At 44.8% G+C, this 20,968-nt stretch carries 11 protein-coding genes; 10 read left to right on the forward strand and 1 reads right to left on the reverse strand.

The window, feature by feature from the left end:
- Positions 1–149: 149 nt before the first annotated feature.
- A complete protein-coding gene (locus tag EL645_RS32840) occupies positions 150–980 on the reverse strand; it encodes a hypothetical protein (protein ID WP_126556683.1) in 831 nt (276 codons plus the stop codon).
- A 1,063-nt stretch (positions 981–2,043) separates the two neighbouring features.
- On the opposite strand from EL645_RS32840, the gene EL645_RS32845 reads away from it, so the two are divergent.
- The 10 genes from EL645_RS32845 (at position 2,044) to dpdD (ending at position 20,615) form a co-directional block, all read left to right on the forward strand.
- Positions 2,044–3,684: a DEAD/DEAH box helicase gene (locus EL645_RS32845; RefSeq protein ID WP_161977893.1), complete on the forward strand. Its 1,641-nt coding sequence runs from the start codon at positions 2,044–2,046 to the stop codon at positions 3,682–3,684.
- Positions 3,570–5,486: a helicase-related protein gene (locus EL645_RS32850; RefSeq protein WP_126556685.1), complete on the forward strand. Its 1,917-nt coding sequence runs from the start codon at positions 3,570–3,572 to the stop codon at positions 5,484–5,486. Before EL645_RS32845 ends, EL645_RS32850 begins: the two co-directional genes overlap by 115 nt.
- Position 5,487: 1 nt before the next feature.
- Positions 5,488–8,145, forward strand: coding sequence for a protein DpdF (dpdF, locus tag EL645_RS32855; protein WP_126556686.1), 2,658 nt, complete (start codon positions 5,488–5,490; stop codon positions 8,143–8,145).
- A 31-nt stretch (positions 8,146–8,176) separates the two neighbouring features.
- Positions 8,177–9,118 (forward strand): hypothetical protein, encoded by a 942-nt coding sequence (locus EL645_RS32860; protein ID WP_126556687.1) that lies wholly within the window; start codon positions 8,177–8,179, stop codon positions 9,116–9,118.
- Positions 9,108–10,184, forward strand: a complete 1,077-nt coding sequence (locus tag EL645_RS32865) for an ATP-binding protein (RefSeq protein ID WP_126556688.1) — start codon at positions 9,108–9,110, stop codon at positions 10,182–10,184. Before EL645_RS32860 ends, EL645_RS32865 begins: the two co-directional genes overlap by 11 nt.
- A complete protein-coding gene (locus tag EL645_RS32870) occupies positions 10,102–12,393 on the forward strand; it encodes a hypothetical protein (RefSeq protein WP_136625335.1) in 2,292 nt (763 codons plus the stop codon). Before EL645_RS32865 ends, EL645_RS32870 begins: the two co-directional genes overlap by 83 nt.
- Entirely contained in the window at positions 12,390–13,076 is a 687-nt protein-coding gene (locus EL645_RS32875; RefSeq protein ID WP_126556690.1) for a hypothetical protein, read from the forward strand. Before EL645_RS32870 ends, EL645_RS32875 begins: the two co-directional genes overlap by 4 nt.
- Before the next feature lie 27 nt (positions 13,077–13,103).
- Positions 13,104–17,774: a protein DpdJ gene (gene dpdJ / locus EL645_RS32880; protein WP_126556691.1), complete on the forward strand. Its 4,671-nt coding sequence runs from the start codon at positions 13,104–13,106 to the stop codon at positions 17,772–17,774.
- The gene (gene dpdK / locus EL645_RS32885; RefSeq protein ID WP_126556692.1) at positions 17,767–18,273 is read left to right on the forward strand and encodes a phospholipase D-like domain-containing protein DpdK; all 507 of its coding nucleotides are present in this window, start codon (positions 17,767–17,769) and stop codon (positions 18,271–18,273) included. The genes dpdJ and dpdK overlap by 8 nt, the downstream gene beginning before the upstream one ends.
- Positions 18,274–18,347: 74 nt before the next feature.
- Positions 18,348–20,615: a protein DpdD gene (gene dpdD / locus EL645_RS32890; protein WP_161977894.1), complete on the forward strand. Its 2,268-nt coding sequence runs from the start codon at positions 18,348–18,350 to the stop codon at positions 20,613–20,615.
- The last annotated feature ends 353 nt before the right edge of the window (positions 20,616–20,968 follow it).

Raw genomic sequence — 20,968 nt, forward strand, 5'->3', positions numbered from 1 at the left:
GAACAGGTAATCGTTCTATTTTTGAATATATATTGTTTTTAGATTCCTGTATTGCTATAAACTCTTTTTCTAACTTCTCAACGTTTTCTAACTTATTTTTCTTTATTTGGTCTTTTTCTGATACAAATTTATGCTTTCTTTTAGATTCTCTATTTTGATATTTTCTCTAACTTCTTATTATTTCGGTAATATTTTTTATCTTCTGCAAGATCTTCATTACTTTTGGGGATATCCTCAATAAAATTTGTCACCACTGATTTAAACTTGGCTGCCGGCTGTTGAACTTTTGTCTGCTTTACAGGCAGAGCCATAAGTTGCGAAGTATTTTCGATAGCAATATCACGACGCGTTTCCGTCGTCTTCAAATTCATTAAAATTTCCAGTTGCATATTGTCGGCAGATACAAGTTCAAAGGTACGCATATCGATAAATGAAAATGGCGGCCCTGGCTCGTACCAGGGAGAAACAAAAGTACGTTCTGGATGTAGAGGCAAGTGAACAAAATTTTCATGCACGAGATTCACAATAGGTATATATGAATCACTTAACTGCCAATCAAATACCCATTGACTTTTATGTTTGGTATCTCTGGTAAGCGAGACTGGCCCACACCAAACATCTTCTTCCAGGCATAAATAAGCGCGAGGAGAGGGAATAAAAGGCAAATTTAACGACCGTAGTTCTTTAATAATATCAAAAGGATTAATTCTTTTATATTTTTTCAGATCAAGTACTTCAGTAAAAGGTTTATAAGATTTAACCTCCTTCTCTTTTGTTATTGGATCATCGATAAAATCCAAAATCCACATACTCCCTTCCTGGAGATTACGAGGAGCTTGCCACCAAGGAATATGTTCATTTGCCACCTCGGAATCGAGGGCAGCAAAATAGGTAGATCCAGGCATAAACGAATAGAGAAGTCCAACAGAAATAGCAGACGTCCGTTTAGATTTGTAAATTTCACCAACATATAAAACCATATCTTCCTCGTTTCAAATCATGATAAAAAGGCGATATATTACATAGATTTCCCACATTTGTGATAGAGGCGATCATACGGCAAAAACCCTATCGTCAACAATCTCCTCAAAATATATTGCATAGTAACCTCGACGTCAAGTAAGTTTGAACTAATATTAAATATATCTTTGCACGTTATACCATATCAAATTGAGTAAATAATACTTACTCTGGTCCTTCTATTTAATAGAGAAATACAGGCAGATGTTTATCACGGATATTACAACTGACGCGGTTTTTCATACAAATGCGTTTTAAATAAGATCTCAAGATTCCCGCAATTAGAGGCTGCAAAATTTTAGAAAGGCAAATAAATAGACTATTTGGAAATCACCAAAATTATTGATGATAAAATATGTTCCATATCCATCGTTAAATAAAATGCAAACTAGAAAAAAGATACATTCTCAAAGCTATCTTGCATTTGCATTTTTTTTGGATATAATAAGTTTTGTGAATTGATCAGCTTTCAATTCAATGGCCACTACAGCCGCTATCATAGAGCAAAACTTTTATTAAATAATGCAACAAAGAATGCACCTTGAATTTTTTAGAATTTTGCTATACACTTATCCCTAAAGCATTTTCAGTGTTCTATTACGGCAGCAGTTGCTATAGTCTTTCCTGCCTGCATATCCTTTATTTTTACAATATATTTTTATATGGGATCATTTCTTGATATAGTAAAGGCACTTGCAATGATGCAGCACGATGCGGCGCTTGATCGCTTTTTACCTGGTACGTATGTACGTGTTCCCTACGATATCGATCACAATGAAGAAGTTTTTAGAGGATTTCGAATCAGACAACTTCGGTCCATAGGCCGAACTGTAGCAACAGCTACGAATCACTTTATTCATGCAGATCAAAATGGTGCAACTTCTTCGACGTCCTTTACAACGGCATTTACTCATTGCTATGGGTATACATGAAATTTTTCTATCCTATTTCTTTCTAGCGCATTAAGTATTACCTATTTTTATTAAACACCACCTATTTTTATAGAACAGGATGTTAGCATCCATGCAATCAGCAGAAAAAACTACTCAACTACTACCTGGCATGTATGTTCGTGTGCCTCAAGAGGCCGATCGTAGTAGCGATTTCCGCGAATTTCGTATCGGGCAACTGCGCTCTATAAACCAAATTGCATTTACAGCGTCGATTCACTTCAACCATCCTGATTACGATGAACCCACCGATGAAGAATTTTCCCTAGACAATCTTGAGCGGTGTCGTATTCTCCCCGATACGTCATTTACAACCGTGAACAAGAAAAAATCCGGCAGAATCTTGATCCATTGCTTAGATGCGCCAGAACCAGATCAATTCATGGATTACTACGTGCAATTCTATGGAGAGCAAGGAACACAAAGTTTGAGCGAAAAAGAGATTATTGTTTCTTCAATCCGCCAGAATCCTCTACCAGAGTCTCAATTACATCACTATGAATTTCAAAACCCCAAATGGAAAAGCTTGCGAGACCAAGTAATCGACAGTTATCACACGCTTAGAAATGCAACATACGGGATTGAGGATCTTGTTGGTTCACGCATTATGCTCCTTTCCCACCAGGCAGAAGTCGTCTCGCGTGTGCTCGGAGATCCTGTATGTCGTTACATCCTTGCGGACGAGGTTGGTTTAGGCAAAACTATCGAAGCCAGCGTTATTCTGAGGGGTCTGCAACGCCGAGATCCACTTATCAAGACACTTATTATTGCTCCTAGCTCCTTAACCCAGCAGTGGCAAAATGAGCTCGATTCGAAGTTCTGGCTCTATTTTCCACTACTTCAGGCACAACAAAAAAGATCTACTGGTTTGAATGGGCGTGGTTACATTGTCTCGATAGAAGATCTCGTACAGGATCAATCCCTTTGGAACGTCATCAGCAATATTTCCTGGGGGTTATTGATTGTTGACGAGGCTCATCATCTTCGAAAAGATCCTCAAGCATATGAGCGCGTGCGCTATATCAGCCAACATTCCCAGCGCGCACTTATCCTTTCTGCCACCCCCATACAGCGAAGAGCGAGTGAGTACTTAAAGCTTTTAGCATTAATGGACCCAAACAGATATGGCCCAGATGACAAAGAAACATTTACCACTATGCTCACAGCTCAGAACAAGATCCGTCGTAAAGTAGTCACATTAGCCCAAAATCTCAACCCTGATGAGTTTGATGCAGAAGAGTTTGAAGACGAGTTCGATGGCCTCCTGCGTAATTTAAAACACGATCAAGTCTTACGAACACTCGTCAAGGACTTCTCTAACGCATCAGCTCAAACGCCAGCAATGGCAACCCAGATCCTTGCTTATATCAGCGAAAACTACCGTATAGAAAGTCGCGTTATTCGTAACAGACGTGCTCATCTAACCATTCCTCTCCCTCAAAGGGAGCTAGATACTTCTTACAGCTATATCCCTGCTGAAGAAGAAACAGTGGCACTCGACACACTTTACGATTATGTCGAAGCATATACACAAAGTTTTTCTGCTGAAAACTTGGAGGGCCCCAGTTCGCTCTGGTCGCTGAATACTGTCGTATTCTCATGCATGCCGCTGCCAGTAGCCCTCACGCATTGCTGCATGTCCTGGAAGTACGCATTAAACAACTACAGCAACAACCAGCACTGTCCTTTCCTGAAAAAATCTCCTCCAATCTGATCTCATTTACTACACCGCGCCTCGAAACACAACGCATCACCCAAGTCGTCAATACAGTTCCTACTATACAGGATGAATACAGTAACTACCTTGACGTCCTTCTGTGGCGAACACGCACCTGGCAAGAGCAAACAGAGCAAGAATTGAGCCGGTTAAGTACTTCCCGCGGCTCTTTAAAGACGAGTTCTTCACATCGCCTTGGTCAGGTATTACTCGCACTGGAAAGTGTTGCCAGCTCAAATAAAAAGGCGGTCGTATTCTCGGCATGGCCCCAAACTCTAGCGGTACTCATTCCGCATCTCAGGCAACGCCATGGCAAAGCTATCCTCGCACAATTTAATGCCTCTATGCCAACAGAAGAGCTTCAAGAGGAAGTCAACGTATTCCAGGAATCTGATAGATGTCGCATTTTACTTTGTGATGAGCTCGGTGGAGAAGGACGCAACTTTCAAATCGCGTCTCAAATCATTCACATTGACCTCCCCTGGACACCAGCCCAGCTGGAGCAGCGCATCGGTCGCGTCGATCGACTTGGACGCCAGGGATCAGTGCTTTCCATTATCCCATTTGCGCAAGAATGGCCGGAAAATGATCTTTTCCGCATCTGGCAAGAGGCATTCCAGCTCTTTACTCAATCTATGAGTGGCCTGGAGATCACACTCGAAGGTATCCAGGACGCATTACTTGAAGCAATCGTAGAACGCCCTCGAACAGGGTTGGCTAATATCATACCAAATATGATTGAGCAATCAACAAAACTACGCAAAAGTGTCGACGAGGAACGCTACTATGAAGAAGTCGCGGTCAATCGCCAACTGCGCGACGAATTTGAAAACATCAGCAGAGACTATAGTGATGGCAAAAAGCTTCGCATTCCTATTTTGAAATGGGCTGATCTTTGTGGACTCGAGCATGATTACGACCCTGTATTCGATATCATCACTTACACGCCACAGCGCTTTAATACAGTCAAACGGCTGAATGCGAAACTCTTTGACTTCCCAAATATGGAAGAGGCCCTGCAACGCTCTGGCCGGCGCCGTGAATTAGTGCTACGGGGATCGTTTAATCGATCCGTTGCGGTACAGCGTGAACAATTAGTATTCTTTGCACCAAGTAGCGATAAGTGGACAGATGCTATCATAGCTAATGCCTTAGAATCAGACCGCGGAAGATGCTGTGCTATTCAGCGCCGGCTTCCAGACCTCAAAGGAACCTGGGAAGGAGTCGAGTTACTCTATAGCCTGGCAATAGACCCAAGGCCACTGTATGCCGCAGGCTTTGATCCCACGCACCTTTTCCGGGCTTTGGGCTACTTGCGTAGCCCATTATACCGCATCGTCATTTCCCTGGATGGCGAGGTTCAAAATAGAAATAGCCCGATATGGAATACAATTACTAAAACACCCTATAGTGATAGCAGTGGAGACATCCACATGGGACGGCGTGATGAAAGTCACTGGGGCTCCCCACAGATACAGAAATTCAAACAGCAACATCCGCCTGAAGAATGGAGTACCCAACTCAATACAATTCTCTCAATAGCGGAAAATGATTTAGCCGAAGAACTGGCCTTTATGCAGGATGAAGCAGACATTGCTCAATCCGATTTTACGCAGCGGGCTGCTGGTTTGCGTGCCGCAGATCTCTGGCTACAACGAGCCTCAGGAAGGGAAGAACAACGTAGTAACCCAGCAATCGAAGAATATAAACGTACCTCAGAGGCTCTTGTAGAAGGCATTCGCCATCCTTTGCATCAACTAGAATCTGTTTGTTTCTGGAGACTAGAAGGCAAGCACTAATATGAACGACGTCTTTGAATCCCTACAAGATCTCTTACGCGCTCCTAACGCGGACTACGCCTATTTGCGATCGCAATTGCTGTATAAGCGAGCAAACATGACCGGACTCGAAGAAATCCGTTGCACCATGATCTTACGCCTGGCAATGGCGCTAGAGGATTTTGGCGAGGGACAAGCAGGACCTGCTGACATCCTGGCTCTGCTCCGCCAAATTATTCGGGCCTATGCTCGCAGACTAGAAATCCATCACTCGCTCTGGCAGCATCTAAGCTCTGCAGCCGATGCCTTTGGTCTTCAGACAACAATAGCAGAACACGCACCAACTCTATATGAAGTCAGAGCTACTGCATGGGAACCTACCTGGTTACCAAACACAGATCATATTGATGAGTTACAACTGAGGCGCAATGACCAAACCGCAATCGGAGATGGGTTGATAGCGGCTCTGTCTGATGGCACTTTCACAACATATCAATCCGAAGCCCAGAAAATTGCGGTGCAAGAAAGTCTCTTTGCGCCACCAGGATCTACCCATTTAATAACACTGCCTACAGGCGCAGGGAAAAGCCTATGCATTCAAATACCAGCATGGCAGGAATCACAGGGAGGGCGTATCAAAGGAGGTACGACACTTGTCATTGTTCCAACTGTATCCTTAGCCCTAGATCAGGAGGAACGTGCGAAACGTCTTTTTCCCACAGCGTTTGGACAAGAATTTACACCTACAAGCTTAACCGGAGCAACACCGGAAGCTACACGTACGGCAGTTTATAGAGGCATCGAGCAAGGTACACTACCAATTCTCTTTACCTCACCCGAATCATTAATGACCACTTCACTCTACCAGATCTGCCTGGATGCTGCCCATCGTGGCACTATCAACCGCCTTGTCATCGATGAAGCCCATCTCGTTGAAACTTGGGGAGCAGGCTTTCGCACTGAGTTTCAATTTCTATCAGCTTATCGCAAGCAATTACTCGAAGCATCACAGGGACAGCTTCGTACCATTCTCCTTTCAGCAACAGTTCCGGCTTCTGGTGAGAAATTACTCAAAAAATTGTTCGGCGATAAAGATGCTTTTTATAGCTTGCGGGCCGATCGTCTGCGACCAGAAATCGCATATTGGTTTGACCGTGCTGACAACCTGCAGCAACGTGAAAGGCATGTGCTCGATGCGATACGCAACCTTCCAAAACCAATGATTCTCTATGTTACATCACCGGATGATGCAGCAGACTGGCTCTATGCACTCAAAGGACAAGGGTTTTCTCGCGTCGCGATCTTTAGCGGTGACACGCGTTCAGATGAACGCCTTCGTCTCATTAAAGCCTGGAATGAAAATCGCTACGATGTGATGGTCGCTACATCGGCTTTCGGAGTTGGCGTTGACAAAAGTGATGTACGCACCGTTATTCACGCATGCCTGCCAGAAAACATCGACCGCTATTACCAGGAGGTCGGCCGCGCAGGGCGTGATGGATATAGTGCGATCAGCCTGATAAGCATTTCTAAGGGAGACTTTGACCAGGCTAAACGCATGAATCGCTCTGCACGTATTTCCAAGGAAAAAGCAATTCCCCGATGGAAAGGCATGCTACGCACGCATCGCTTAGTTCACGAGCATAGTGACATCATTCTAGTTGACACCAATGCAACTCCTTCAGAGAAACAAGAAATGTTCAAGGGACCATCTAACCGTGAATGGAACGAACATACACTCTTGATTATGCAACGAGCTGGGATGATTAAGATCACCGATTTGCGAACAGATCTTTCTCAGGAAGAACTAGATGATAGTGTACAACAGGAGGAAATCTCTGACGAGGCATCAACCTGGCTGCAAATACAATTACTTGATCCATATGTCACTTCTTATCCAGACAATATCACTTTCACGGAATGGTTCGAGCGTGTACGCAAACAGGAAGTAGATGCTATTCACAACGCACTTAATGCGTTACAAACAATAGTCACTGATTTTGCTAGCAATCAGGCTAAACGATGTTTAGCTTTCTCTTTTGCTCAAATCTATACACGCAGTACGACATCATGTGGAGGTTGCCCCTTTTGCCGACAGATCAAAAGTGCGCCATATAGCGGCTTGCTAGAAGCCGAACGTGAAGGCAAGCTCTATCCACCACTAACCGAGAACATTCCGATGTCATTAAAAGATGTCATGGGCAATCGCCAGCAGATCAATGTGCTGCTGGATGAACCCTGGAATATTCCTAGTGCGCAAAGCATAGAACCCTTGCTTGTTCAACTCGTACAGTTGGGATTTCAGCAACTCATCTTACCTGACACTATCCTGGATGATAACAGATGGTGTGACGCACTCATACAAGATCTGGCTCACTGTACCGACAAGCCACATCTTATTCTTCCAGCCAGCTGGCTCACAAATGATGAACGACCAATTTATCCGGTCCCCACCATTGCAATGTATCCCCTGGCAGATGATGAGGCGGATATCTTTCATCAAGCTTTTCGTCGTCAAGGTAAGCGTTGCTTCCAACATATCCCGGTGCTTACAATTGCGCGCCGCAAACTATTTTTACGTAGCGAACAAGGCACATTTATCAATCGCATTAATGGGCTCTCTTATAGTTTAGAGCGCTTGCAAGAAAAGTTGCCAGACCCAGATGAATTAGTCTTTTAACATCTTCATGAGTTTCGGAGAGGAAATATACGTGCCATACGAACTATTAAATAGTGCGCAGGTTACACCCGCTCGCTTATACGCGTTATTACGACTTGTTGTCCGTTTAAAAAAACCACAACGTGAAGATATTCAGGTCCTCCTCCAACCGGACGTTCTTTTTCAAAGTAAGCAGGAGAATGAAGATGAAGAGACGGGGGCAAATTCCTACTCGGCAAGTAGAAACGTCTACTTAGCAGCCAGGCATTGCAACCTTATTGAAGAATTGCCCGATAACACGATTCAGGTCAAAGGAGATGTAGGGATCTATCTCACTTCTCTCGATAAGTTCCAAACCCTGATGCAACAACGTGTCTGGAATGCAACAACGCCGGAGCAAAATAATTATTTATTAAATCTCTACTCAGCCTGGTATATCGTTCAGAATGAAAGAATATTTACATTTGAGGACAAAGACTTGGAAACGCGCTTCAATGAAGAACTTTTCGAAAACGCAGATGAACGAACCTTTAATATGACCAAATTTGTTGGGTGGAGAATGTGGGCCTCATTTCTAGGTATAGGATGGTCGGTTAAGCGCGGCATTATCGGTAATAGCCGTGAGATTCTGGCTCCCAACGTCAGTCAAAGATTGCTCAAAATACTGCCACTTTTCTCGACGAAAAATGGTGCAAGAGAAATCCAATTTAATAGCTTCATGCAAGAACTTGCACAACTCTGTCCTGAACTAGACGGTGGCATATTATTCGATCATTGTCGAGGCGCTAGCCGTGGTGGGGAACAATATGGTGATTACCTTAGCTTGGCACTCTCGACAGGATTACGTCAGCTACACAATACAAAACATATCCAACTCATTCGTCAACCGGATGCACAGGATACCTGGCTCCTCTATCCAGCTGAAGGGCTGGATATCAATTTAAAAGAAGTGACCCATATTAAATTCTTGGAGCAAAACGTCCATGGAAAATAAAACATTTACCCGTTTCCAATGTTGGCAAGATGAGCGCCTTATTCAGGTTATCAATAAAGAAGCGGTGTCGGTTGACAGAAGCAACTTTTTAGCTACTCATGCACCTCTCAACCGTATCCATGATGCAGGGGTAGGGCGAGAAATCTCCGATAAAACGGAAATGGGCATTTTCAACGAGTTGAGGTCCGGGGCCGAATACAATCGTCATACATTTATGGTAATACAGGGTATTCCTGGGACAGGTAAATCTCATCTTATTCGCTGGCTGAAAGAAAGATACGATGCCGAAAATAGAGAATCAAATGGCAACGATGTCATTCTTCTCATTGAGAGGGCATACTGTAATCTGCGTGGTACCCTTCTCCAGATCATTGAGTCAGGCGTTTTTGATCAGACAACGCTAAAGAATCATTTACAACGCTTGCAAGATGCAGCGACTAAGCTGTCTAGTAATACGCTAGCGGATACGATTATTGACCAGATACGCAACGCAACTGGTGAAGTTGAATTGCCAGATGAGCAACGGCCCCGTAGAGTCATTCGAAAATGTGTATACAACTTCTTATTGGATGCTAATGTACGTAAAGAGCTTAAAAAACCTGGCGGACCAATCGATCGCATCCGGAAGTATCTATCAGATGGCGACAAGAATAATCTGGAAAATCATGAAATTCCGGGATTTGAACCAAGGGATTTTGAGTTTGATATTGATACTTTAAGAGCTATTCGCGATGGAGGTTATAAAGAAGCACGAAAATTAGCCGAATACCTCCATAATGATGAGGAACCAGAATGGCGTCAGGAACTTGCGACCTATTTCAACCGCTTTCTCAATTATGCCGTTGGTCGTACGACTGCGCTGAGCGCCGATGACTTAAAGCAAATTTTCAATGAATTACGCCGCCAACTACGGAAACAAAACCGCAATTTAGCCTTATTTATTGAAGACATTACCGCATTCACTGGCATAGACGAAGGGCTCATTGACGTACTGGGCAACACAGCATACAGGCGAAGGGAACCGAGAGTTTTGCCGCCTTCAGTCTGTCATCGGTATTACAGATAACTATTTCAACCAGCACTTCCCTGATAATATGAAGGAACGGGTCAGCCACCGTTTTACCCTTAACGCAGAAACAACATCTGGCACTTACGAATCCGAGTTGCTAAACTCGTCTAAGGCCACGGCCGATCTCTCAGCTCGCTACCTCAATGCCATCCGCTTGTCCCAGGATGATTTGGATGGGTGGATTGAACACGGTGCACATCCAGAAAATCTTCCTAATGCCTGCAACCAATGCCCATTTAAGGCAACCTGCCATGATGCCTTTGGCTATGTCGATCTAAATCCGGCAAGTGAAGGGACCCAACGTGTCGGCCTCTATCCATTCAATGAAGAAGCAATCTGGACCATGTATCAGCAACTGGATAGATCCAGTACCGCACATACACCACGCTCTCTGCTATCAAGTGTTGTTGGGTACGTTTTAGAAAGCCATGGTCCTAAAATACCGGCAGGTGAGTTCCCACCGCAAGCAAATCATATGGGTAGTGACTTTAGAGCCCCTTCCTTGTATAATCTTTCTCAAAGGCAATTATTGCGCCAACAAGTACTCGCCCAGGGTGGAAGCGATACGACTGCTATACGTTTGGAATCATTGATCCTCTTCTGGGGTACACGCTCTATAAACTCATCAGTTATTCGTCAACGTCGTCTAGTCGGGGGATTATCACAAGAAATTTTCCAGGCATTCAATCTCCCTTTTATCGACGGCGAAGTAACCACAGCTTCATCAACGCCCCCTCCCAGTACGTTGGCATATCCACTGTCTCGCAGATCTAATTTCGTTTCCCCCAACCCAGGATCAGATACATCGGCACCTTCCGCTCAAGAAGCAACAAAAGAGAAAGAAGTACAAATTCCTATTGAGGCACAAAAAACGTCTCCGATAATCCTAGGAAGGTATACAGAAGATATTAATAACTGGTCAAATGGTGCTAAACTACAAAATTATGAGAAACTCAGAGAGCTTTTAGTAAGCTTCATTGAGACCTCAATAGACTGGGAAATGTATGCTATCAGCACAGCTCAAGTAAAAGATCGTATCAAACCATTGCGTATGGCTTTCGAAGATCAAGTAGGGAAAACGATCAACACCAACGACAGCCTTGTTTTTAAGCGCTCACTGTCCATGGTCACGGTGCTACAAGCTCTCGATTACCTGAACGTCAATAGTAAAAATCCGGCTCCCGAGCAAATAGGTGGGTATCTAATACTTTTAAGCAGTTGGTTAACAGAAAATGAAGCAGACATCGTTGCATTTGCCCAAAGGCCTACGGCACAATCAAGTGAAAAGCGACCCCTGATCTCCATTGCGCTTGCGAATTGTGTTTTACTCTCCTGTCTCCAGGGAACATTTGAGCACAGATCTTATTCAGCCAGGGAACTTCTTTCTCTTGTACTTACTGATTGCGTGCGCGGTACGGACAAGCAATGGCAAAACGCAATAGCCCAATCGGAACAATACCGCAGCAAAAAATGGGCGAGCTTAATGACAGGCGTAGTCAGGAAAGACAACTATATCAACACAAGTAGAAAAAGCCTTTTACAACTTCTGAATCGTCCTCAAGGTGGAGTATCAAGTGTCCGATTTATCGATGCCGACCTCGCGCTGGATATTCTAGAAACGTTCGAACAAAACAACTGGAACCTATCTCCCATGGAACCAGTAGGCAACAGTGCATCTAAGGAATGGGCTGCTAATTACGAGATCAATCAAGCTTTCATTGCGCACTTCGGTGCAACATTGAAAGATGAACGCGCGCTAGTCACCGACAAGCTCAACGCATTACAAGAACTTATTGGCAATAGCGATCCCAAAGAGGTGTTTGCTCAGATTCAAAAATGGATTGACACGATGAAACAACTGCAAAAACCATATCAGCTGGAAGTAAAGTCCACGATCAATGCCCAGCGACTAACAAGAATTCTCAACTCTCTCGAACAAGTTGCCAAGGAAAATCGCCCCAAAGCTCTGGCACTCCGCCTTTCAGGCATCATATCAACACAGAAAGAAGCCACAGAGCATCTACAGTTCTTGCAAAGCTTTAAAAATGAAGTCGGCAAGCAGTTGACACAATTGCAACAGCGGTTCGATAAGCTTCGGGATGAAACTGCCAGAAGTACGCCTCCGGCGCTGGTCGAGAGGACCTATCAAGAGGTAGAAAATATTATACAACACACTCTTCAAGAGAACCAGGAGGTTCTATCATGACAGTTGCAGCACTTGCCGAGTCGGCCTGTACTCTTCTTAAGAGTATAGAGAATATGGAGCAAAATAAGCTCAATGCCGTCAACATTGAGGACACATATGCTGAGCTAAAAACCGTTAAAGAGATCGCCCAACATATACGCGATCTCTGTGAGTTGTATCGTAATCGTTTGCCCATTCAGAATATCAAACAAACAGAACTCCCCAGAGTATTAAAAGAACTTCAGCTATCACAAGCTCTATTTGTAACTGAACAACAGCGCAGACAGGTCCAAGAGTTACGCACCATTGCTTCTAAACTCAACAAAATAAAGGTAAAAATAGAGGCAGAGTGGAAAAACTATGTTGAGGTTCGCCTCTCGCCCTATTTCGACCTCCATGAGATGGTAAAGTCGTTGCCAGAAGTACGAGATCAGGCGTCTACCCTTAATGGCTTGAGGAACCAGTTACGACACGACATTTCTGTTTTGCCACTAACTCAAAATGAATTAAACACGTTTGATCGGTGCTTTGAGCAGTACAAACAACGTTTATCGACACTTGAGCATTTACACCCGGAGGTACGCACATTCTTACAAAAGGCCAACAACGGTACTGCTACGGTTGCAGATATCACCGATGAAGTGCTGCGCTGGTGCCGCCAAGGAGAGCATGCAAAGGCATTTCGCATCCAGTTTAGTTACTAATGACGCAAAGAAAGAGGCTATAACACCATGGAATCCAGGCCAGCGATACCTTTCGATGAGCTTTGCAATGAGCTGCTTTCGCTCATTGAGATTGAGGAAGCAAAAATGCTCAATTGGGGCTTCTACGATGTCCGTAGCAATCTCTCCTCTCTTGATATAGCAAGCTATCTCACCAGACTTCCCTCGGAATGGAAAGCTGTCTGGATCCAGGCTCAACAACAAGGCATTACAGCCGAAAAGCTCTTAGCAAATCTCAGCGAACGCCGCCTTATCCTGAAATTTTCGGTAGCCGGCCACACCTTCTATCGAACACGTTTCGCCGAAGCGGTCCGCCTTCTCTATTTGCTCAGGCAGCGTTTTACCCCAAACGATTGGTATACTGCTAGCCCGCTTGTCAGCGATCTCAAGATTCAGCTACGACGGCGCCAATACCCCAAACGTGATATAGAAGCAACGGATCTCCTACAAGAGTTGCGCGAGCTTCGTGTCCCCGCAATGTACTTAGAAGCTACCTCCAGCCTCCTCCAATCCACGCCGGGAGTGTTTCTCAAGCTAGCTCGTTTCCAAAAAGACGCCATCACACAACAAGCCCGAAGTATGCTTAACCGGGGTGAACGTGCCATTACGATTGGTGCAGGAACAGGCTCAGGAAAAACAAAAGCCTTTTATATTCCAGCTATGGCAGAGATAGCAGCTAAACTCTCGCCAGACAAATTTCATGTACAGGCACTGGCAATCTATCCACGTACAGAGCTCCTGAAGGATCAGTTACAAGAAGCATTCTTTGAAGCACGCAAGCTCGATGCACTCCTCCATCGTCATGCAAAGCGTATCATCACCATTGCGGCATATTATGGTGATACCCCACTATCAGCAGACATGTTTCTAACCCATCCTCCAGAGACCTGGCAACAAAACACCACCAACGACGGCTGGATCTGTCCATTCTTCTCCTGTCCCCATTGTCATTCACAAGAATTAACCTGGTATCGTAAAGATATCGAGCGTGAACAAAAGGAAGCGTCAAAAGGGAACTATGAAGGCAAATACGCACGGCTGATCTGCCCCAATCCTAGTTGTCGAACTGAGATTACAAGTAAGCAATTACTTTTAACTCGTCAACAACTCATCAATCGGCCGCCAGATATTCTCTTTACCACAACCGAAATGCTCAACAGGCGTCTAAGTCGCACCAGTGAACATCATCTTTTTGGCCTTTCGCCAACCCACACCCCACCACGACTGGTCTTGCTTGATGAGATACATACCTATGAGGGTACACATGGTGCACAAACAGCGTACCTTCTACGCCGTTGGAAGTATGCACGGCAATTACATCATCAAACGAACCTATGCTTTGTTGGTCTTTCAGCGACGCTGACAAATGCAGAAGTATTCTTCTCCAAGTTAACAGGAGTTCCAATCTATCGCGTCAGTGCTATTAGCCCTCGAGAACAAGATTTAATCGAAGAAGGGCTTGAGTACAATGTTGTGCTTAAAGGTGACCCGGTCTCCGGCACTAGCTTGCTTTCAACTTCTGTTCAAACGGTCATGCTTCTTGGACGCATGCTTGATCCAGATAACATTCCCACTACGAAGGCAACGTATGGAAAAAAAATCTTCGCTTTTGCGGATAAGTTGGATGTATTGAATCGTTGGTACCATATTGAACAAGAAGCAGAAGTTTTACGCAACTTGAGTAAGTACCGCGATTGCAACACGGTAGACAGAGAAACACGCCGTAAGATGTATCTGCTCGGCCAGGATTGGAAGGCGAGCCAAATCATTGGTCACAACTTATATTCACCATTGCGTCTCGATTTAACATCATCACAATATCGTGGAGTCAATGCACAAGCCAACTTTATCATTGCAACCAGTACATTAGAAGTAGGATTCAACGATCCAGATGTGGGTATGGTAATTCAGCATAAAGCACCTCGGAGTATGGCATCCTTCCTACAGCGCAAGGGACGAGCAGGACGCCAGCGCCACATGCGCCCCTGGATGGTCGTTGTTACCTCAGCCTATGGACGTGATCGCTGGGCTTTTCAGCACACAGAGCAACTCTTTTATCCGTTACTGGAGGCTCTCAATCTTCCCATCGACAACTACTATGTGCGGAAAATACAAGCGACATATACACTCATGGATTGGCTGGCCTTCGTGCTCGCCCATGAATGGAAACATACAGACATTGATATCTGGCGAGCGCTTAGCAGTAAAGATCAAGGAGCATCTAAAACACTTCAATATCAACGCAAATTAATTTATCAACTGCTCGATGAACTTCTTCGAGGGAAACGAAGGCAAAATTTCGAAAATTACCTGACGCAGGCGCTGGAGATCCCCAATACCACCATTTTATATTCGCTACTCTGGGGGCAACCACGCTCGCTATTCTATGAAGTAATTCCAACAGTTATGAGGCAAATCGCCAGCAACTGGCAATCAGTAGAGGGGAACGAGACAAAAACATGGACGGACACTATCAGCAATAATCCCATGCCCGACTATATGCCTCCGACGCTTTTCGCAGATCTAAACTTGCCAGAACTATTACTTCACATTCCAGAACAGCCCAAGGTCGGTACGAATTCACCAAAGGCCACGCAGGTCACAGCACGAGAAGACGAATATCTCCCCCTGACACAAGCATTACAAGAATTTGCTCCGGGACACGTTAATAAGCGTTATGCACGTAAGCAATACATTCGAGAAGCACATTGGCTTACACTACCAGCAGCGAAAGATTTAATCAATGATACTGTATCTCTTCAATCCCTATCAATCACATACGCTCCATTAGCGAAACCAATCACGATTGACAGTATTCATTATATGGTCTTTCAACCGCAAACCTACACATTGGGCTTGGTACCACCAAGCGTCAAAAATAGTAGTAATGGCCATTTGATCTGGCGTTCACACTTTGCGCCCAAGCATATTGTTAACCAGACAGAAATAAAGCAGGATAATTCAACAGCCAAACAGGAGGAGGAGATCCTACCACGCCTCTCCTTAGCTCCTAATTCACCCTGGAAACGATTCTTCAATACTATTGAGAGCTATACACACGTAAACGGTCGCTGGGTAGAGATCACCAGGTTAGCCATTGGGGTAAACACAGAAACGTTTTACACAGGCAACACTCCAACCAGCCGCCGCAGCGTAAGGTTTATAGAGAACAATCAACCAGCGGCTCTGGGTTTCACTATTTATGCCGATGCACTTCGCTTTGAGTTTTTACCAATTGATACCACACAAATTTTCAAGCATCCAGCTTGGCCCGCGCTCTATCAACATTTAGGGCCTGAGTATTTTCTGTACCAACTCCAACGAGATCAGCGTCTCCAGAAGCAAAAACTTACATCATTCGAAATTAGCTGGCTCTGGCAACTTGAAATGTCAATGCTAGTCGCTTTTGCGGTCGCCCAGGATTGCTCCCTACAACAGGCTGCTCTAGCAGTTCAAAATGATCGAGAGCGTCTCGCTAAAAGAGCGATGGACGTCATTTTCCAGAGCATCCAAAGCGAAGAGGAGGATGAGGGAGACCGCATGGGCCGTCTACATCAAAACCTCCTCGCGCATATGAATAACACCATCATTCAAAGCGCCCTAACTGAACAAGAAACAGTGCTCTGGAATAAACAAGATCCAGGAATCAGCGGCTGGCTAAGTCAGTGCTATGCATCATCATTGGGAGCAACACTTTTTGCAGCACTCGTTCAGCTACTACCTGATATCAATGCGGAAAGTCTTTTCATGGATATTGAGGATAATAGCATATGGATCTCAGAAGAGACCGGTGGGGGTATAGGACTCGTCTCTCGCATTGCAGAAAGTATCTCATTACGCCCCGGTGAGTTTGACCTGCAAATGCAAGACATCCTTGAGCATTGTGAACGAGGGCAACTCGCAGGTCAATTGCAACTCATTGCAAATCTGGTTGGTCAGGAAGAGCCGCAACTTCTCACAACGTTCGCCAGGTTACGCGAAAATTCTGACCTTCCTCGGCAAATAGAAACCAGGCAGGCATTAACACATATTCTGGAACATCATGGCATTGCACCCACACGTAATCTCATTGTCGCCCTTAACTCGAAATTTTTACGGCCGAACTCATTATCAGATACAGATCAACTTATCGCAATGTTAGCGCGCCGCTGGCAACAAGAAGAGCAGCGCATCGGCTGCGCTATTGATCTGCGAGTTATGGCAGTTGCAGCACTGCGAATTACGGAAATTCGAGAGTCGGTTGTCGCTATCTTAAAGCGCATTGGTGGGCCAAACTCAAAGATTAACGAGCCGCAGATCTTCAACTTGTTACAATCCCTTCTTTGGCTTAATTGCCACGATAGTTGTCCAGATTGTATCCAAACATCACAGCCATATCAAACGCTGGTTCAACCATCACGCTCGCTCCTCTTGATGCTTCTACAGCCTCAGAGTGAAACGATCACATACAGCTCTCCACTGTGGAGAGAAAATCTGCTGCAACAACTTACATCGCAGTATCAAGTACGCATTACCTGTGAGCAGGCACTCCTTGAGGAGTGCAAACAAGAACTCTTGACATTGCTAACTGAGCCGATTGAAATTGGCTACCAGTTCCACTTTCCCACAGTTGAACGGCTTGCGCTCACAGACAACCGATGGATTATCGACTTACATATTCGGGAGCTTCTCTATGTCTAATCGCAGAATTACGTCCCACGCACGCGGTGGATCAGTGCAACTTACCAACTGCCTGCACTCGCTCTTTGCACTTGAGTTGTTATCGCCAAGCCCCGAGATATATCTGATATCGCCGTGGATTAGCAACGTACCCTTGATGAACAATCGTTTTGGGCAATTCCGCATCCTCGTAGGCGATACTGAAGAAGGTGAATTGCGCCTGGCTACGGTACTTTCTATCCTTGCTGATAGAGGCAGTAAAGTGCGGATTATTTATCGCCCCCACCCACAAACGGAAGAGTTTCTAAGCGTCCTCCCCTCCACAATCGAATACCGCAAAAGCATGACGTTACACGCGAAGGGATTAATAACGAAGCATTGCTATTTACGCGGCTCCATGAACTTTACCTATTCGGGAGTAAATCTGAATGATGAGGAAATTGAACTTACAACCAACCTCACAGATGTCTCCTATGCTTTGATAGAAGCGCAACAACGCTGGGAAGGACTTGCGCAATGACTCGTATTTCTTTTCGTGAAAGCAACCACTACGATTTCGCGATGCAATTCGTATCATATCTGAAGTATCCCCAATTGGGGCTGAAGGCCTACCCCCATACATTAGAAATTGAGGTACAAAATCAGGTTATAGGGCGTCTATTGCAGCGCATATGTGATAATCGCGCGGTCATTTTTCCATACGCGACAAAAAACCAGCATTTATGGTTGATCGCAGGTCCCACGCAACATGAATTGGAACTCACAATCACGCGTCTCGGCCGCTTTCTGGTGCCAAGCTATGCTACTTTTAATAGCGAAAATAACCAGCCACAATTCAAATACTTTGATGCCACAAAAAATGAATTGCAGCGCTTAGGTGCGCTTCTCTACCCGGCAGGCTATTATAGTATGCAAGCGCCATCGCGCCATTTGGATATTATTCTCAGTCAACTCGATTTATGGATGGATCTGGAAAAGGAACAACCAACACTCGTCACGAACTCCACTCCTACCTACTACTCCCTACAAGAACGCTTTCAAACAGCCATTGCAGCCACGGACTGGCAAGAAGCAGAAAAGATAATTCATGAACTGCAACGCATGCATATGATTACAGCGGATAACGTCGCATTCTTACAAATCCAGCTCCTTGCCCAACAACAACGCTGGCCCGAAATCTGGCAGCGACCAGATTTCGCCTCACTGGCCCGCATCCGTATGCCCAAAGCGGTTCGCGCAGCCTTGCTGACCGCTTTTTACACAAGTACACTCCTACCATTAGAACGAGAAGGGGGGTGGGATCAAGCGCTCGCAACGTTCCAACAAAACCGCGCGAAACTTGGTTTGCTGCTCACCGGCCGATTCGGTTTAACCCAACCACCAATCATCCATGTTTTTGCCTATCAAGCAGCCCTGGATAAAGACCTTGATAACCTAAGACAACTCGCTACTGTAACCGATTCCACTATCGTACATGACTTTATTCAACGACTCCAACAAATTGTAGCCCCAGCTATTCAGGTGGAAACGCAAACAAGCCAGCAATCACAGGAACAAGAGGATAGTGCTTTTAGCTTGCAATACAAAATACAAAAGGCACTATTTCAACAAAATTATGACGAGGCTGAACAATTGGTGAGGCAGCTGGATGAAGGGCCGGAAAAGTCCCTCATCCTAATGCAGATCGCGTTTTATAGTAGCGATATATCCCTGGCAAATGAAGCCCTGATTACCTACTGGGACCTACCATCAAGCGTACAGCAACAGTTAGAAAGCCGCTATCTTTTCTTACACTCTTATATTCAACACCTAAAAGTCTTAACGCAATACGAAACGACACCTGAAGAGACGAACGCCACACATCTGCAGCCTGACCATATCAATTCGTGGGTGGAATGGTTTGACTATGTTGAAAGTTTCTCCTCTGATCAAATAACAATTTCAACCTCTCTTAACCGCCTCTTAGCCAATAAAGACACGAGTTCCTGGACAAAAGAAACCATCACACAAGTCGGAGAAAAACTCTTTACATATCTGGACAGTAGCACCAGCAACGCATCTCAACACCTCAGAGACGTTCTACTATATTTCGTTGAAGCCTTCCTGGCAGATAATGACTTTCCACGTATAGAAGGATACTACACTGATATTTATTTGATTCTTTATATTGGCATCATCGAGAACCTACATATCAATCAAACATATGGCCTCGCAATTCTTCGCCTTGCGGAAGCTATACTTATGCAAGATCCCCAAAAATGCGAAGAGGTATTTCATGAATTATACGAGTGGTGTGAACAACCCATTCCCGCATTAGAAGATTGGGTGCTTGAAACTTTTGATCTCTTTGCTGAGTACGGTCTTCCCCCGGGGCTACTCATCAACTGGTATCGGGATTGGCTTTCAACAATACTCAACACACCCCGCAACCAAGAGAGAAACAAATTACAAACGTGGCAACAATTTGGTCGCTGGATTCAACCTGGTCAGGACCTCATTTCACGCCTGGACCAGGCTATTATAAAAGTCGTTGAGGAAGACACGCGCGACACCATTGCAGAGCTACCAGCAGGATATCGCATTGGTATTTTAACTCTACGTGAGTCTTCCGCTCAACGCGTCAAAGAGATGCTGTTAGAACGCAATAAAGGCCTCGATATTCGCATTTGCATCGAGAAGGATTTTAGCGAGCAAGTCAAGGCCATTGCACAAAAATCAGATATGGTGGTTGTTGTGACAACTTGTCTCAAACACGCTATTACCTACGGCATCGCTCCATACTTAAAAGGGGATCTAGTTTATCCAATTTCAAGTGGTTCCAGTAGTATTTTGGCCGCTATTGAGCAACGGTCAAAAGGATAGACGTCTAAGATATGGTTCATCCTCTGGTCATTGGCCGCCGGTATGAGAGACAACACCTATCATGATATTTATAAGCCAGATTCTCGCAGGTATAGGCCAAGCTATCCCCAATGAGATAGCTTAGAAATTATGTAAAAGACATATCGCACCGTGTCAGTACGCATAAGGGTTGATATAGGAAGAATGCAAGAATCATCCCAGTTTGGTTGTAGGAAATGGGTATTGCGACTTTTTCTACAGTAAAACTCAGACTGCACAACGAATCTGCACAATACATCGGTATCAATTTTTTGAACCAACATGGATATGAGCTAAACACTGTCTCCATCAACTATGTGCTTCTACGCAAACTC

This window comes from Dictyobacter kobayashii (assembly GCF_003967555.1).
Classification (GTDB): Bacteria; Chloroflexota; Ktedonobacteria; order Ktedonobacterales; family Ktedonobacteraceae; genus Dictyobacter; species Dictyobacter kobayashii.